The sequence below is a fragment of the Brochothrix campestris FSL F6-1037 genome, assembly GCF_000525915.1.
In the GTDB taxonomy this organism is placed as follows: domain Bacteria; phylum Bacillota; class Bacilli; order Lactobacillales; family Listeriaceae; genus Brochothrix; species Brochothrix campestris.
The window spans coordinates 1-14755 of record NZ_AODH01000002.1; the positions used below are offsets into that span (position 1 = coordinate 1).

The window sequence follows — 14755 nt, forward strand, 5'->3', positions numbered from 1 at the left end:
TTGACAGCTTCTGGTTGATGTAACTAGAGGAACGAAAGTGAAATCAACCGCCTAGAAGCAAACAGCTTGGAAGATAAATGAAGGCGACTATTTACCGTCGCTGCCATTTATCTGAAAGTTGACAGCTTCTGGTTGATGTAACTAGAGGAACGAAAGTGAAATCAGCTCGTTCAACAGCGTATAAATTGGAAAGGTCGCGTGGGCGATTATTTACTATCGCTCGCAAAGAGCTTGAAACTTACGAGCTGTTAGCTGATTAAATGAGAGGATATAACAGCATTTCTATTCAGTCTTATCAGCTCGTAAATAAAGTCATTGTAATAGAATTTTAAAGAAAATGAAGTCTGTTTGACCTTTGTCTACAGTTTGAGAGAGCTATCCCAAGATAGCTCTCTTTTAAGCGATTACAAGTAAATAACACAACGTTAAATCAGCCATCTTTTTCAACTGTAAATTAGTCTCTTCTTTAAATTTTTCAATACGGTACAACAAGGTATTACGGTGAATATACAGTTTTTGAGCCGACAATGCTAAATTACCATCATTATGCCATAACGTCCTGATAATCGGTTCAATCTCAGGCTGATCATTAATTGTGCGTTTCAATTGCTGTAACATCGAACTATTCGATACTAACTGTTGCCCCTCAACTTGCAAGTAAAACTGTGGTAAAGAAACAACGTGTTCCGCCAACTGCTTTGCAACAAACATTTTAAAGAGGCGCTGTTCTTCTTTAAACGTAAGCGGAAGTTGTCGTGTAACTGACTGGTAAGTTCCTAAATAACAGGTTGTTTGCGTAAAAAAGTCATTATCAAGTAATTCGATAAGTGGTCTGAGTGTTTCTTCAGTATGCGGCGCATGCTGTTTCTCCTCAATTAACACACCACTCGTAGCATTCATAAAGAAACTACTGATACAACCGTCAAAAAAAAGCGTTGAATAAATGAAGCCATTCTATTTGAAGGTCGCTACCTAACGGTGTGCGCAAATCAAAGTAGACCAAGCGAATCGGCACTGCTAGTTTCGGCATCTCTGTTGATTGCTCCGCTAAGAAGGCCTGCCACCGATTAGTTGTTCCCACCTCAGACTTTGTTTCATATAAACTGTGGAGCAACTGTTGTTCGGTCTCAGATAGTTCAGCCATTGGGATGCATAAAAAACGCTGATTTTCTTTAATGTTAATATGATGTTCGAGCGGTTCGCCCATTGTCTTTGCAAATGGATAAATTAATGCCAAGTTTTTACTCACTCCAACCAACCCCTTTGAAAGCCTTTTCATTTTTAGTTACTTCGGCTCTTATTTTTAGTTAATCCGTCTATAGTCCAAATAAATACCCCCATGTATACTAAAGATATCACCTAATAAGGGAGCGATTAAGATGGTACAAATGGCTTTAAACAATATTTATAAAAAGTACACAAATGCGGAAGGTTTTGCGGTAACCGATTTCAATCTTGTTATCGAAGATCAAGAATTCATTGTGTTTGTCGGACCTTCTGGTTGTGGAAAATCCACTACCTTGCGAATGGTTGCAGGCTTAGAAGATATTAGTGATGGCGAGCTTTACATCGACAATAAATTGATGAACGATGTGGCACCAAAAGACCGTGACATCGGGATGGTATTTCAGAACTATGCCTTATACCCACATATGAGTATTTATGATAATATGGCTTTTGGTTTGAAATTACGAAAATATAGTAAAACTGAAATCAAACAACGGGTTGGTGACGCCGCCGAAGTACTTGGTTTAACTGACTATTTAGATCGTAAACCAGCTGCCCTATCAGGTGGACAACGCCAACGTGTCGCTTTAGGACGTGCAATTGTACGTGATGCTAAAGTTTTCTTAATGGATGAACCCTTATCAAACCTTGATGCAAAACTCCGGGTTGCGATGAGAGCCGAAATTGCCAAATTACATAATCGCCTCAAAACAACGACAATTTATGTAACACATGACCAAACAGAAGCGATGACAATGGCTGATCGAATTGTTATTATGAAAGATGGTTTTGTCCATCAAATTGGTTCACCAAAAGAGGTCTATAATCATCCAAAAAACGTTTTTGTAGCTGGCTTTATCGGTTCACCTGCAATGAATTTCTTCACAGTCACCTTAAGAGACGGCATGATTACTAACGATGTCGACCTGTCTTTCATCCTTCCTGAGGGAAGATATAAAGTCCTCAAAGCGCGTGGTTATGAAGGCAAACAAATCATTTTTGGGATTCGACCAGAAGATTTACAAACCGAACAAATTGTCCTTGATTCATCTTCAAGCGTCATTAACGTTGAAGTTGTTGTATCAGAACTGCTCGGTGCAGAAACAATGCTTTATAGCAAGCTAAACAATGTTGAGTTTATTGCCAAAGTACCCGCTCGTGATGAATGTAAGCCGGGTGATATTATTTCATTAGCTTTCAACTTGAACAAAGCACACTTTTTTGATAGCGAAACAGAAAATGTTATCGTGTAATAGCCTGCGCATCTCACTTAACGAACGGTTAATTTGAGATGTTTTTTTCTTTTGAAACAGATTGATGCGTTTCATTACGGAATTCACTTGGACTAATGCCTTCAATCCGCTTAAACATTTTATAAAAGTAGCCCGCACTCATATAACCGACCGCTTCACTAATCTCATTCATATTTAGGAGTGATTCATTCAATAACTCTTTCGCTTTCTCAATCCTAAAGGCATTGAGTTGTTGTGCAAAACGTTGGTTTGTTTCTTTTTTAAATAACTGTCCTAAATACATCGCATTTAGATGTAACTGCTGAGCAACATCCTTCAGTGTAAGATCGGTCTGGTAATTTTTTTCAATCAACGCTAAAACTTGCTGAACATTTGGACTATATAATATCGTATTTTCAACAGTACTAGCCTGTTCTATTCGTGTATATAGGACGGTTTCAAGCGCCATAATGGTGTCTGTCTGTGCGATGTTAGCTAATTCATTTTCATAATTATAATTAGTGTCATAATGACGGTGAATTTCTGCCACAATTAATAACGCGAGATGATGTACATAGGAAGCAGGACGTAACTGTTGCTTCATCGTTCGTACAAACATCGCCACCACTTCACATAACGTCCCATCAGCTTTTTGATTAAGCGCATTACTGACGCATGTCATCTCGAAATCGCTCGTGCGCTGTTTAGACTCCACAACGTTTAACTGCATCAATTGTTCTGGTAGACTTAGACGATAAAAACGGGCCAGGTGATTCATATCTAATGCCTGTTGACAGCTTTTGACGATGTCTTTCGCATCAGTAACCACGCACCCCAGCCCGACAGTACAAGTTGTTTCACGATATAACCGCTCAAATTGCATGATAAAAGCGAGTGCTTGTTGGTAATTTCCTTCGTAAACAATACGGATATGTGGGCCTTCGCTCATATAATACGATTGATTTAGTAGTCGACAGTTCGTTATCACTTGAGTTTGTTCTGTTGACGTCAGCCCGTTAAAATAAATGACCGTAAAAAGGGCATTATCGTTAAACGACCCTCCAAACAGATCGTCTTCGAGTTCTGCTTCAGTAATTATGCCATTAAACCATCGCTGCATTTTTTCTTGAAAATGACTTTCGCGTAACTGTGGAAGTTCTGATGACAGTTGGCTTTTTGAAAGAATGCGCAACACATTTTTCAATAGTTTTTCTTTATTTATTGGTTTGACTAAATAGTTTTCTGCCCCAAGTTCAATGCCTGCTTGCATGTATTTAAACTCTTCAAAGCCCGACAACATAATAAAATGAAAGTCAAATTGCTCTGCTTGTGCTGCTTTGATGAATTCAATCCCTGACATAAGTGGCATCATCACATCTGTAATGACAATATCCACTTCATTTTGGCGCATAAATGACAGTGCTTCCTGCCCATTTTTAGCTGTACCAACAATTTCAATGCCTAATTCTTGCCAATTGATAATTTTTTTCATCCCATTAATAATCATGTACTCGTCATCGACTAATAATAATTTATACATCACCGCTATCCTCCCTCAAATGTTAATTGAACATGCAAACCGCCACTTTGATGTTGTAGCAGAACCATTCGCGAAAATGTTGGATAATATAGTTTCAGTCGGTTATTGACATTCATTAAACCAATTGAACGTTCCGCGTTCTTGTTAATCTTTGTTTTGCTTGCTAATAAATGATTGATATCATGCCGTTCTGCTTCGCTCACTCCGCGACCATTATCAATCACATCGATAAAAATGCGTTCCGCTTTACGATAAACCTTAACACTCATAGCATTATCAATCCGTGTAAAATCGATGCCATGTACAAAATAATTTTCAACTAACGGTTGTACTAAAAACTTTGGAATTATGACATCCGTGACATCCTCAGCAATCGTAAAATGATAGGCTACACGATCGGGGTATCTCATTTGATAAAGATAGACATATTTTTCGCAAAAAGCCATTTCTTGTTGTAACGTAATGTGTTTTTCTTGCATGGTGTTGTTGCGCAATAAACTCGCAAAAGCATAGACGACATCGGCTAACTCATCGACACCTTCGCTCAATGCATACATTCTTATATATTCTAAAGTGTTGTATAAAAAATGAGGGTTTATTTGTGACTGCAATGCCCGTAACTCTGCCTCTTTTTGATTTATTTCCAAGACGTAGATTGCCTTTACTTGCTGATTAATATCATCAAGCATGTGATTAATCCCAGCGGCAATATCCTTCAATTCATTTTTTTTTACTCGCTTCATCAATTCTGATTTCAAGTTGTGACTCTGTCACCTTATTCATCGTGACCTTGATATCTTCTACTTGGCGACCGTATGACCCAAAGGTTCGAAAAAGCACGAGCAATAGCACACCATCAATAAGTAAGCTACCAATTAACAGCCAGAAAAAATCTTGAAAAGCCTGTTGGTAAACAAGTGATTTCGGTGTTAATACCACAATTTTCAAACCAGAACGACTCTCAGTTTCAGTTACATAATCTGCTTTTTCAGTCATTTTCTCATTAAGGCTAACATAATCCGTCACTGACTTATTATCGGAATTCCCACTGTTTTTTTCACCACTGTATTGATACATTAACTGATTTGAATCTGTGTATACGAGTATTTGTTGTTTTTCCGTTCCATTTGTTTCTTCAATGTTTTTCTTGATAATCGCATCATCGATAATCATCGTAAACGTCCCGGTACTCTTAATATTATCCGGATGTATAATCGGCCGATTCACTTCTATTTGATTCGCATGTTTCGGCAGTTTCTTTCGTTTGTCTCCTGCTTTTTTCGTTTGATTAGAATAAAAAAGCTCATCGAATTCATTTAAACTAATTCGTATGCCTGCAATGCCGAGCTGTTGATAATACACTTGCTTAATCATTTGCGGCCAATACAGTTGTTCACCCGTATTATTTTTTAAGCTTTTTTCTAAATATTGACTTGGATCAAGTGAAAAATAGGCATATAAATTTTCTATTTTTTGAGCATCACCTAATAGGTCAGATAGAATCACCTCTGTTTGTTGTTCTGCATGATTAATTGTTTCGGTCATAAACTTAGCGGCTTGTGCATTTTCATTGTGAGCATCAGTCATTGCTTTGCGTAAGACGGTGTAACCGACCACCATCGTAAATAACGTAATAATTGTAATCATGACAATCGCATAAAGACGGAGTAACGAACTAATCAAACGTGGTTTATTCACAATTAATCCCCTTCCACAACAATCTTCCTCTCAATCATAACAATCCATTTTTTTGTTGTAAACACACAAATAATTTGTATCAATGCTAATGAGGCAAACATCAATAAACCGGGAAATTGATAGGTCATAACTAAAACAAAGCCGATGCTTATTATGAGTTTAATGAGCATAAAGAAATTTGAATAAAAGGTAATACAGGCTAGCTTGATAAGATTTAAGAAACTAATCTCAAAACGATTATTTAGCACGATGGCATAGCTATATGTTATAAATAAAGCTAGCATTACAAACACTAATATAAAATCGATAATTAAAAAGATTACTCCCTGTACCTGCACAGCTAAATACAAGCTATAGCCAATAAAGAGACCCACCGCCGCAAAGGTGAAGAACAATTGATTGGCACGCGGCCAATTTTGTTTATAGAGCACCCATGTTTTTTTCCAGGTTATTTGTTTATAATCCCATTGCTGTTCGCAAAATAATTGATTAATCGTCAGTAAAGCTGGTCCGATTCCAACTACAATTAAACCAATTAACGTTAATGCGATACAAAACAAATTCAATTTAATAATGACAAAACAACGGGTAAATATTGTTTCTAATAATGCACCAATCATTTCATCGCCTCTTTCGGTCGTTTTATTATCATGAGAAAAAACAAAACAAATAACAGTTTCCTGTCATCTGTTTTGTTCACTCAGGAAGAGTATTACTGTTGCGCCTTAAATTCATCATATTGTTTTTGCATTTCTTTTAGCACCGTCGCATAACCGGCTGTTGCTAATTTTTTGTTCATTTCCGGCACTGTTTTACCCGCTTCAAGCGTACCAACACTCAGTCCATCGAGGTATTGAGTCATCACGTTATTAATGTTACTCAACTCATTTTTCACCTTGTCTGTTTTAAAGTTAAAACCTAACATCGGTGATTCTTTTGAATTTTGTAACACCTCATCTCGTTCCTTGATACGCTCATCTGAAATCATTTCATCAACATATAAAATTTTGTTGTTTCCTGTATTCCAACCAGACATATGCATATTCGGTTGATAGCCATCAAGCAGACGCATACGGTTATTCTCAACTTTCTCCCAGGCGTCACCCTCGATTCCTAATACTAATCCATTAAGAAGTTCGGCATCTGAATTGAGTAATCCGAGTAATTCAACTGCTTTTTCGGTGTTTTTAGAACCACTCGAAACAACGAAGGCTGCACCTTGAGCTGCATTAGGGGTTTTATACGGTTTTGTAATTGGCTTCGATACCAATTCTTTGCCCGCAATTACCGATAAGCCATAATCACCAAAATTATATGGCCCTTCTGTTTCTTGACGAACAAACCAAGTATCTGCTTCTAATGGATAGACACGGTTACTCGTATCAGCATCTTTTGGCACATAGCCCGCCTCATAAAAACGATGCATTGCGTTTAAGCTCTTGAGCATCTCAGGTCGATCAAACGGATTGAATATTGCCGTGTCTTCGCCTTCAAATTCAACTGCAAAGGGCATGCCGTTCCCTAAAGGGTAATCATAGCCACTAACAGATTCAGCCCGAAAACCTTGACCAATCGCAATCGGTGTCACTTGCGGTTCTTTTTCCTTAATGACTTTCAAAAGCGGTTCAAGATCAGCATACTGCTTCACCTTACTAATATCTAAATCATATTTATCCAACAATGTTTTATTAAACGTTAATTTTTGATTAATACTAATGTCTGCATTTACAGGGAACGAGTACATTTTTCCGTTGATTTCATTACCCTTTTTATAACCTTCGTCTAACATCTCATACGCCTCTGAGGCATACTTTGGCAACAACTCGGTTAAATCAGCATAAGCCCCTTTTTGAGCATTAGTGACATAATTTTTCGCCATGGCGATGTCGTAGTTTTCACCGGATGAAACGATGACAGACATCTTCTTTTCATAATCGCCCCAACCAATGTATTGTAGGTCAAGCTGCACATTCATTTTTTCTGCAATGCGTTTATTAGCCACTTCCATCAACGCATCAAAGTTTTTTGGCTTATCACCAATCTGATACATTAATAAAGTCGTCATCTTGTCCTTACTTGCTTCCTGTTTTTTTTTCACCTGTCAAACTACCACAACCTGATAACACACTTGCCGTGACGATACCTGCCATTGCGATTGCCCCAACCTTAATCATTCGTTTCATCTGCTCTCCCCCAATAGTCGTTTATCTCAATCGATTATTTCTAAAAGTGATGGTCGATGGTTAGGACTAGTTATCGAAAGGCATCGTATTGTTTTTGCATTTCTTTCGTTACTTTTGCTAGTCCAGCCTTTTCTAATTTATCATTCATTTCTGGTACAGCTTTTTTAGGATCTAACGTCCCTGTGTTAAGACCATCTAAATACTGACTCATCACATTGTTTAAATTACTAATTTCATTCTTAACATCCTTCGTATCGAAGACAAATCCTAAAATTGGTGATTCTTTTGCTGCTGCAATTGCATCATCACGCTCTTTTATTTGTTTATCAGAAATACTTTCGTCAACATATAAAACTTTATTATTTGCTGTATTCCATGCTGACATGTGCATATCTGGTTTATAACCGTCTAGTAATTTCGAACGATTGTCGCCGACTTTCTCCCATGCCTCGCCTTCAATTCCTAATACTAAACCATTTAACAATTCTGGATCAGAGTTCAGTAAACCTAAAAATTCAACCGCTTTTTCGGTATTTTTTGAACCACTCGATACAACAAAACTAGCCATTTGAGCCGCTTGCGTTGTTTTCAAGGCTGGTGTAATTGCACGAGAAACGAGCGCTTGTCCTGCCGCAGTTGTTAACGCTGTATCACCATAATCAAACGGGCCTTGTGTCTCTTGACGCACAAACCAAGATCCTGTATTTAATGGATATTCAGTATTGCTCGTTGCCGCATCCTTAGCAATATAGCCTGCTTGATAGTAGTCATGAAGGCTTTCATACGCTGCCATCATTTTGTCACTGCTGAACGGATTAATAATCTTCGTTGCATCGCCATCAACATCAATAGCAAAAGGTAAGCCATTTGCTAGTGGGAAATCAAGACCAACTTCGGCTCTAAACCCTTGCCCTGCAGCCATTGGCATCACGTTCGGCTCTTTTTCTTTAATCGTCTTTAAAAGCGGAGCGATATCCGCATAACTATTTACTTTGCTAATATCAAGGTCGTACTTATCAAGGTATTGTTTATTAAACGTCAACATTTGTTGTGAGAAAATATTTGCGTTTACTGGTAACGCATACATTTTTCCGTCCACTGAATTTCCTTTAATATAAGATTCATCTAAATCATCATATGCTTCTTTAGCATATTTTGGTAATAAATCAGTTAAATCAGCGTAAGCTCCTTTTTGCGCATTGGCTACAAAATTCTTAGCTAAAGCAATATCATAGTTTTCGCCTGAAGAAACGATGACTGACATTTTTTGCTCGTAATCACCCCAGCCAATGTATTGAATATTTACCTTTGCATTAATTTTTTCTTCAATTCGCTTATTTGCGACTTCAATTAATGCCTCATAGTTTTTTGGCTTATCGCCAATTTGATACATCAATAATGTCGGTGAATCCTTGTCGTCTTTACTGCTTTTTTTTTCACCTGATAAACTGCCACAACCTGCTAATGTTCCGACTGCAAGTACACTCATTAATGATGTTGCTACTACTTTTCGCCACGTTTTCATTTCAATTCCTCCTATAGGATGATTTATTCTTTAACGCCACCGATTGTCAATCCACTCACAAAATATTTTTGGAAAAACGGATAGCTTAAAGCAATTGGTAAGGTTGAAATAACAACCATTGCCATTCGTGTTGCTTCTTTTGGAATTGCTTCGGCGCCACTACTTAAGGCACTACCCATGCTTGCATTTTGTGTCATGAATTCAATATTCGCCTGAATTTTCATCAATAAATATTGCAATGGAATTAAATTATCACTTTGAATATAAAGAAGCGCATTAAACCAATCATTCCAAAAGCCCAGGGCGGCAAACAAACTGATGGTCGCTATCCCTGGTACTGCTAACGGTAACACGATTTGACCAAAGATGCGCAACTCGCTCGCACCATCAATTCGAGCCGATTCAATAATTGAATCAGGCACCGTCCGTTTAAAGAACGTTCGCATTACAATGACATTGAATGGGCTAATCGCCATCGGTAAAATCAAAGCCCAAATCGTATCTTTCAAACCAAGCATTGATGTCATTACAATGTAGTTCGGCACCATCCCAGCACTAAATAACATCGTAATTAAACAAGCAATCGTGAAAAATTTACGTAAGACAAAATCTGATCGTGAGATAGCATAAGCAAAGGTCGACGTAAATGTCGTGTTAATTAACGTACCTACAACCGTTACTGTCACTGTTACAAACAGTGATTGTAACAATTGTTCCTTAAGGTCCATTAAATAGCGATAACCGTCTAAACTCCACTCAGATGGCCAAAGTGTATAGCCATTTGTTAAAAGTGACTGCTCACTTGTTAACGAGATGATAATAACAAACACAAATGGAAACACACACGATAAGGCAAAGATTGCTAAAAAAACATTAAAGAAAATATCAGCTTTCTTACCGAAGGATCGTACCCCCACTGATTGAATTTTTTTCTTACTCATTGGTTCGTCTCCCCCTTCTGCTAAAATAAAGCTGATGATTCATCTAATTTACGGACAATCGCATTGGCCACGATAAGTAATACACATCCAACAACTGACTGATATAAACCTGCAGCGGCTGCCATGCCAATATCACCGGTATTGGCTAATCCGTTATACACATAAGTATCAAGCACTGATGTGACTTCGTATAGCACGCCTGAGTTTCGTGTCACCTGATAAAACAAACCGAAGTCGGCTTTAAAAATATTACCAACTGATAAAATCGATAAAATGGTAATTAGTGGCACTAGTTGTGGCAATGTTACATGACGAATTTGTTGCCATTTCGTTGCACCATCGACCATTGCTGCCTCGTAGAATGTTGGATTAATCCCCATGATTGAAGCGAAGTAAATGATACTGGAATACCCCACCGATTTCCAGACACCTAAGACGATTAAAATAACAGGCCAAAATTTTGGTTCATTATACCAGTTCACTTCTGAACCACCAAACATCGTGATGATTGAATTGAGTAGCCCTTTATCTGGACTTAAAAAGGCATAAACAAAGTAGCCGATAATAACCCACGATAAAAAATACGGTAATAACATTGATGTTTGATAAATTTTAATCATTTTGCGCGATCGTATTTCACTTAAGATTACAGCGAATAAAATCGCACACACTAACCCGATGATGATAAACGCTAAGTTATACAATAACGTATTTCGGGTAATCAGATAAGCATCTGATGATGAAAATAAAACTTAAAGTTATCAAAACCAACCCACGGACTATTTTTCAAACTGGCGAGAAAGCCCTCTGGTGAATAACGAAAATCTTTAAATGCAACCACATTACCTAAGACTGGAATATAAAAGAAGAAAATCATCCAAATAAAGGCTGGTAATGCCATAAAAATGAGCGCTCGCTGTTTTAAACAGAGCTTCAGTTTTCTTTTCATTTTCCCACCTCCTTGTTAGACCAATTATGTACAATTCAATCATAAACAATAGATGGTTTGAACGTAAGTAACAAACTATAGGTATATCATGACAAACTATAGGTGTTTCAGTACACAGCCTTTTTCAGTTTAATTTAGCTGTTACTAATGTGGTACCCGCATTGAAAACGGTGTTTGTTGTTCATTATACTGCCGCTCTGTTGGTACGACTCCAAGTGTAAACTGGATGTTTGCCCCTGCCATTAACTCGTCATGCGTAAAAAACAGACGGTCATGGCACAGCTGATTCAGGTGAATAGCGCTGACGAAATTAGCATGCGGTTGATTTCCTTCGGTTGTAATCATCAATGTTTTGCCATTTGCTAAATGTATCGTTGCTCGATCAAATAAGGGTATACCAATCACATACTCTCCTGAGCCAGGACAAACCGGATAAAAGCCCAGACTTGAAAAAAGATACCAACCTGACATACTGCCATTATCCTCATCACCTGGATAACCGTCCCATCCTGTATGAAACAGGCGTGTCATTAATTGTTTCACAAGTACTTGTGTTGAGGCGGGCTTACCGACGTAGTTAAACAAATATGGCAGGTGAAAACTAGGCTGGTTCGACAAGGCCACTTGGCCAAAATCCACCGCAGCCATTTCACTCATTTCATGGATTTCAAACGCATAACCACCGACTTCATAATGTGGGTGTTGGTTACAAAGCTCAGTTAGTTTCGCATTAAAAGCCTCGGCACCACCGTGTGCTTTAATGAGACCTTTAAAGTTATGATAGGTGGCAAAACTACTTTGCCATGCACTGCCCTCAGCATAATCAGTTCCCCAACGTTCTGCACTAAAGTCCTGTTTAAATTGTCCGTCAAGCGTTTTTGCCCGCATAAAGCCCGTTTCTTTATCAAACACGTTTAAAAAAATTATTTGCTTGTCTTTGATAAGTTTGTGCCAGCTTATCATCTCCTAGTATATTAGCAACTTGGGCAATACAAAAATCACTATACGCATAATCGAGCGTATGATTGATGCTCTCACCATAATGCGCTGGCACATACCCTAACTTTAGGTAATCAAGTGTCCCCCGTCTTCCATAATTTTGTTTGTCACTACGTGTAGTTGCCCCATGAATCATCGCTTCTAAAAAGGCAGGCATTAACTCCAAACCAATCTGCTTAACAGCGGCATCGGCCACAACTGCATCTATTAACGTCCCCGGCATCATCCCGCGTTCATCGGGAGATAGCCATTTTGGTAAATAACCCGCTTCACGATAGGATTGTAAATACGCGCTTAACATTTCGGCATATTCGGTTTGAGCAATCAGTGAAAAGAGTGGATACACCGTTTTATACGTGTCCCAAAAGCCGTTATTTGTATACAAATAGCCCGTTTCGACAGATTTTGTTAATGTATTGTAATGTTCTGGCTCTTCATTCGCATTCAGCTCATACATTTTTTGTGGAAATAAACAGGTCCGGTACATACAGCCATAAAAGGTCGCTACCTGCTGCTTATCTTTGCTTTCAATTTCAATTTTATTTAAATAGTTCAGCCATTTTGTCGCTGACTTCATTTTAGTTTCATCAAAATCATCCGAGAGGATACGTGATAGATTTAATTGCGCTTGCTCAGGCGATAAAAAACTGGTGGCAAGATGGGTCGTAATCATTGTCGTATCCTGAAACGCAATTACAAAAACTGCATCAGACCGCTGTACTTGTTGACTACTAATAAATTCAGCTCCATCAAAGTAACCACAGTGTTCAATAGCAAACGCTTCGGAAAAGTGCATCGCAAAAAACATTTTCATCTGCTTATCTTCACAGCCAGCTGCATTGATGACATAGCCAGACACTGAATGCGTTGCTACATCGATTTTAATGATACCTTCACCTGGTGTTCGTAGGACCAATTTCGGGTGTGCGGTATGATACTGATTGCGCATCACAGCACCATACGTCGTTGGTGTTAACTCAGTGACAATCCGATAGCGTTCTTGTTTGAGTTTAATATAATGTGGTGCAAACACAGCTTCATCGGTACGGTAACTACTTTGTGCCATGCCTAACTCCGGCTGGCAGTGACTACCTGCAACAGGTGACAATAGTAGTTGTGAAAAATCACCCATCCATGGACTTGGTTGGTGTGACAACCGAATTCCTTGAAAGGTGCGGTCATTTGGATTGAAAAACCAGCTACCTCGTGTATCCGCTGTTTGGACGACAAAATGGTTCATACCAAAAGGTACACCTGTATAGGGTAAACAATTACCGTTGGAATATGTCGCTTGGTTATCGGTTCCTTGTCGTGTATCAATTTGTAATAAATCAGTCGTTTGTAACATCATCTTCCTCCTTTAAGTTACGAGTACTTGCACGTTCAATCAATTGAATTGGCACAACTACCTGATCGTGCTCTATTGATGTCTCATCTAGTTCTGCAAGTAACAGACGCATCGCCGCTGACCCCATTTCTTCAAAATTTTGAGCAACCGTTGTTAAATGGGGTTCAATCAGTTGCGCCGCCTGAATATTATCAAAACCAATCACCGCAATATCCTTAGGAATGCTCACGTTTTGTTTCTTTAACGCATTGATTAACTGAATTGCCAACACGTCATTCTCAGCGATGATTGCTGTAATATTTAAACGTTGCAATTCGGTACACAACGTCATCAAAAACTGACTATCGTTTGGGTCTAATTGTTCAAAATGATAAGGTTCCAACTCGTAACCATGTAAGGCTTTTAAGTAACCAAAATAGCGATCACGTACAGATGATTTTTTTCCGATTGCATCGATATTAATGAAGGCGATTTTTTGATGTTTCTGCGCTATTAGATGACGGGTTGCTTCATAAGCGCCCTGTTCATTGTTCGCCATCACACTCGAAAACGGCAACTGATCGATTTTCTTATCGATTAAAACAGTTGGCACACCAAATAAATGGAGGCGATATAGCAATTCAATATCATCATGATTATTACGGGGATAAAAAATCACACCGGCATAGCGTTCCACAATATCCTTAACATCTAAGTTGGATAAATACTGATGCGGCTGCATCTGTAACCGATAATGAGTGGCTTGAATCACCTCAAACATACCTTGAGCATAGTTACCAACCGTTGTATTATCAGGGAACGGTAGAATAAATAGCACATCTTTTTTTATCGTTTTAGATTGACTAACGACAGCTTTTTCACGTACAAAACTCCCTTTGCCACGCACACGGATAACGATGCCTTCATTTTCTAACTCGACTAATGCCCGCTTTGAAGTAATACGTGATACGCCATAGGTTTCTGATAAATTCAATTCAGTTGGCAATTTACTGCCCGGCGGATAAGTTCCCGCTATAATTGCTTGTTTCAAATCCATGATGATATGTTGATATAATGGTTCTTTCAATGATCTCATCCTTTCAATAGCGCTTTTACTCGTACCCAAAAAAGAAA

The 14755-nt window shown here is 38.4% G+C and carries 13 protein-coding genes and 1 pseudogene; 1 reads left to right on the top strand and 13 read right to left on the bottom strand.

Features of this window, described 5'->3' with window-relative positions; all coding sequences use genetic code 11:
- Window positions 1-396: 396 nt before the first annotated feature.
- The gene (locus BCAMP_RS00520) at window positions 397-900 is read right to left on the bottom strand and encodes a helix-turn-helix domain-containing protein (RefSeq protein ID WP_035312830.1); all 504 of its coding nucleotides are present in this window, start codon (window positions 898-900) and stop codon (window positions 397-399) included.
- Window positions 901-922: 22 nt separating this feature from the next.
- Window positions 923-1249 (bottom strand): hypothetical protein, encoded by a 327-nt coding sequence (locus BCAMP_RS00525; protein ID WP_035312832.1) that lies wholly within the window; start codon window positions 1247-1249, stop codon window positions 923-925.
- A 130-nt stretch (window positions 1250-1379) separates the two neighbouring features.
- On the opposite strand from BCAMP_RS00525, the gene BCAMP_RS00530 reads away from it, so the two are divergent.
- Complete coding sequence (locus BCAMP_RS00530; RefSeq protein WP_035312834.1) at window positions 1380-2480, top strand: ABC transporter ATP-binding protein; 1101 nt, start codon at window positions 1380-1382, stop codon at window positions 2478-2480.
- A gap of 28 nt (window positions 2481-2508) precedes the next feature.
- Here BCAMP_RS00530 and BCAMP_RS00535 read toward each other — a convergent pair whose 3' ends face one another.
- From BCAMP_RS00535 to BCAMP_RS00575, 11 genes and pseudogenes are all read right to left on the bottom strand, one after another.
- Window positions 2509-3999 (bottom strand): response regulator transcription factor, encoded by a 1491-nt coding sequence (locus BCAMP_RS00535; protein ID WP_156921072.1) that lies wholly within the window; start codon window positions 3997-3999, stop codon window positions 2509-2511.
- Window positions 4000-4004: 5 nt separating this feature from the next.
- Window positions 4005-4742, bottom strand: a complete 738-nt coding sequence (locus tag BCAMP_RS12240) for a sensor histidine kinase (RefSeq protein ID WP_051456762.1) — start codon at window positions 4740-4742, stop codon at window positions 4005-4007.
- Window positions 4720-5697: a hypothetical protein gene (locus BCAMP_RS12245; protein WP_051456763.1), complete on the bottom strand. Its 978-nt coding sequence runs from the start codon at window positions 5695-5697 to the stop codon at window positions 4720-4722. Before BCAMP_RS12245 ends, BCAMP_RS12240 begins: the two co-directional genes overlap by 23 nt.
- A gap of 2 nt (window positions 5698-5699) precedes the next feature.
- A complete protein-coding gene (locus BCAMP_RS00545; protein WP_035312837.1) occupies window positions 5700-6317 on the bottom strand; it encodes a YesL family protein in 618 nt (205 codons plus the stop codon).
- Between the two features lie 92 nt (window positions 6318-6409).
- Window positions 6410-7795 (bottom strand): ABC transporter substrate-binding protein, encoded by a 1386-nt coding sequence (locus BCAMP_RS00550; protein ID WP_232217869.1) that lies wholly within the window; start codon window positions 7793-7795, stop codon window positions 6410-6412.
- Between the two features lie 155 nt (window positions 7796-7950).
- Window positions 7951-9405 (bottom strand): ABC transporter substrate-binding protein, encoded by a 1455-nt coding sequence (locus tag BCAMP_RS00555; protein WP_035312839.1) that lies wholly within the window; start codon window positions 9403-9405, stop codon window positions 7951-7953.
- A gap of 23 nt (window positions 9406-9428) precedes the next feature.
- Window positions 9429-10346 carry a carbohydrate ABC transporter permease gene (locus BCAMP_RS00560; protein WP_035312841.1) on the bottom strand — a complete coding sequence of 306 codons (918 nt, stop codon included), beginning with the start codon at window positions 10344-10346 and terminating at the stop codon, window positions 9429-9431.
- A gap of 20 nt (window positions 10347-10366) precedes the next feature.
- Window positions 10367-11295 (bottom strand): annotated as a pseudogene (locus BCAMP_RS00565) (ABC transporter permease).
- A 144-nt stretch (window positions 11296-11439) separates the two neighbouring features.
- A complete protein-coding gene (locus BCAMP_RS14865) occupies window positions 11440-12183 on the bottom strand; it encodes a glycoside hydrolase domain-containing protein (protein WP_332248487.1) in 744 nt (247 codons plus the stop codon).
- Window positions 12184-12199: 16 nt separating this feature from the next.
- On the bottom strand, window positions 12200-13645 hold the full coding sequence (locus BCAMP_RS00570; RefSeq protein WP_332248488.1) for a glycoside hydrolase domain-containing protein: 1446 nt from the start codon (window positions 13643-13645) through the stop codon (window positions 12200-12202).
- Window positions 13626-14708: a GntR family transcriptional regulator gene (locus BCAMP_RS00575; protein ID WP_035312843.1), complete on the bottom strand. Its 1083-nt coding sequence runs from the start codon at window positions 14706-14708 to the stop codon at window positions 13626-13628. The genes BCAMP_RS00570 and BCAMP_RS00575 overlap by 20 nt, the downstream gene beginning before the upstream one ends.
- Window positions 14709-14755: the final 47 nt, after the last annotated feature.

Coding starts and splice junctions, on each gene's coding strand:
- BCAMP_RS12240 (WP_051456762.1), bottom strand. CDS start 4,742: ATGAAGCGAGTAAAAAAAAATGAATTGAAGGATATTGCCGCTGGGATT.
- BCAMP_RS00530 (WP_035312834.1), top strand. CDS start 1,380: ATGGTACAAATGGCTTTAAACAATATTTATAAAAAGTACACAAATGCG.
- BCAMP_RS00545 (WP_035312837.1), bottom strand. CDS start 6,317: ATGATTGGTGCATTATTAGAAACAATATTTACCCGTTGTTTTGTCATT.
- BCAMP_RS00570 (WP_332248488.1), bottom strand. CDS start 13,645: ATGATGTTACAAACGACTGATTTATTACAAATTGATACACGACAAGGA.
- BCAMP_RS00520 (WP_035312830.1), bottom strand. CDS start 900: ATGAATGCTACGAGTGGTGTGTTAATTGAGGAGAAACAGCATGCGCCG.
- BCAMP_RS00535 (WP_156921072.1), bottom strand. CDS start 3,999: ATGTATAAATTATTATTAGTCGATGACGAGTACATGATTATTAATGGG.
- BCAMP_RS00555 (WP_035312839.1), bottom strand. CDS start 9,405: ATGAAAACGTGGCGAAAAGTAGTAGCAACATCATTAATGAGTGTACTT.
- BCAMP_RS14865 (WP_332248487.1), bottom strand. CDS start 12,183: ATGCGGGCAAAAACGCTTGACGGACAATTTAAACAGGACTTTAGTGCA.
- BCAMP_RS00560 (WP_035312841.1), bottom strand. CDS start 10,346: ATGAGTAAGAAAAAAATTCAATCAGTGGGGGTACGATCCTTCGGTAAG.